The sequence below is a fragment of the Sulfitobacter sp. HI0040 genome (genome assembly GCF_001634885.1).
In the GTDB taxonomy this organism is placed as follows: Bacteria; Pseudomonadota; Alphaproteobacteria; order Rhodobacterales; family Rhodobacteraceae; genus Sulfitobacter.
The window spans coordinates 1-1,429 of the sequence record NZ_LWEX01000271.1 but is presented as its reverse complement, the minus strand read 5'-3'; the positions used below and the strand labels follow the sequence as shown (position 1 = coordinate 1,429).

The 1,429-nt window shown below is 63.5% G+C and carries 2 protein-coding genes; both read left to right on the top strand.

Going from position 1 to position 1,429, the window contains the following annotated elements:
* On the top strand, positions 1-812 hold an 812-nt coding region (locus A3728_RS13630), incomplete at its 5' end, for a substrate-binding periplasmic protein (RefSeq protein ID WP_067924725.1).
* Positions 813-888: 76 nt separating this feature from the next.
* The gene (locus tag A3728_RS13625; RefSeq protein WP_067924723.1) at positions 889-1,416 is read left to right on the top strand and encodes a CoxG family protein; all 528 of its coding nucleotides are present in this window, start codon (positions 889-891) and stop codon (positions 1,414-1,416) included.
* Positions 1,417-1,429: the final 13 nt, after the last annotated feature.

The following is a 1,429-nucleotide window of genomic DNA, read 5'->3' as shown; positions in this document are numbered from 1 at the left end:
TCCCGCAGCCAAAACCCCAGAACACGGGCCGGGACGAGGTGGGCCAGGATCTCGATACGATCGTGGAGCAGGGCCACATGCGCTTTGCCGTCTACGAAGACTATCCGCCCTACAGCTGGGAAGAGGCCGGCAAACCAAGGGGCGTGGATGTAGAGATCGCGGCGCTCATCGCCGAAAGCCTCGGGGTGGAGGCGCGGTTCGCGTTCGTGGCGGCGGACGAAAACCTCGAAGCCGACCTGCGCAACAACATCTGGAAGGGTCCGGTGATCGGCGGGCGGGTGTCCAATGCGATGATGCGGGTGCCTTACGATTCAGCCTTTGCCTGCCGGGTGGAACAGGTGGTCTTTACCGGGCAGTATGCCGCTGAGTCCATCGCCATCGCCTACCGCGAAGACGCCTATCCGGATGAAAAACCGGTGCCCGCCTATTTCCGCTTCGACAGTGTGGCGGTTGAAAACGACTCGATTTCGGATTTCTACCTTTCGTCCTTTGCGGGCGGTCAGCTTTCAGGCCAGGTGATGCACTATCCCGATATGGCCCGCGCGATGGCCGCGCTCGACGCAGGCGAGACGAAGGCCGCCATGGGTCCGCTCGGCCAGCTTGAACACGGGGTGACCGAAAGGCTCGGCATTCATCAACCCCCGCTGGCCGGTTTCGCCGTCAGCCGCTGGACGTTGGGGGTGGCGGTCAATTTCCGCTACCGCGCCCTCGCCTATGCGGTGGATGATGCCATCTTTGCGGCGCTCGACGACGGGCGGATCGAAGCGATCTTCGCCTCCTACGGGCTCAGCTTTCAGCCGCCCGTCCGCTAGGCGCTGGCCCTTGGTCGCATATGGCCGAGCGCCCTTTTTTGCTAGTCTCCAACCAGATTAAACGGAAGGCTTTTCCATGAACCTGAGTGACACGAAGCTGATCGCGGCAGACCGCGAAACCGTCTGGGCCGCCCTGCTGGACCCCGAAGTCCTGAAAGCCTGCGTGCCCGGCTGTCAGGAGATGACAGGCTCCGCCGAAGAGGGGTTCGAGGCGACCGTGGTCCAGAAAGTCGGCCCCGTCAAAGCGACCTTCAAGGGTGCGGTTCAACTCACCGATATGGTGGCGCCCCAATCCCTGACCATCACCGGCGAGGGCAAGGGAGGTGCTGCGGGCTTCGCCAAGGGCGGCGCGGACGTGCGGCTCGAAGAGAAGGATGGCCAGACCCTGCTGCACTACGACGTCGAAGCGAAGGTGGGCGGCAAACTGGCACAACTGGGCAGCCGGATCATCGACGGCTTTGCCAAGAAGATGGCCGACCAGTTCTTCAACAACTTCCGCGATGCCGTGGGCGCGCCACCGGCCGAAGAAACCGTGACCGATGCGCAGGAACCCCCGGCGGAGCCTACCAAACGTGGATGGTTCGGACGCAAGGCCAAGGCCTGAAGCGCAGCGCGGA

Coding starts and splice junctions, on each gene's coding strand:
- A3728_RS13625 (WP_067924723.1), top strand. CDS start 889: ATGAACCTGAGTGACACGAAGCTGATCGCGGCAGACCGCGAAACCGTC.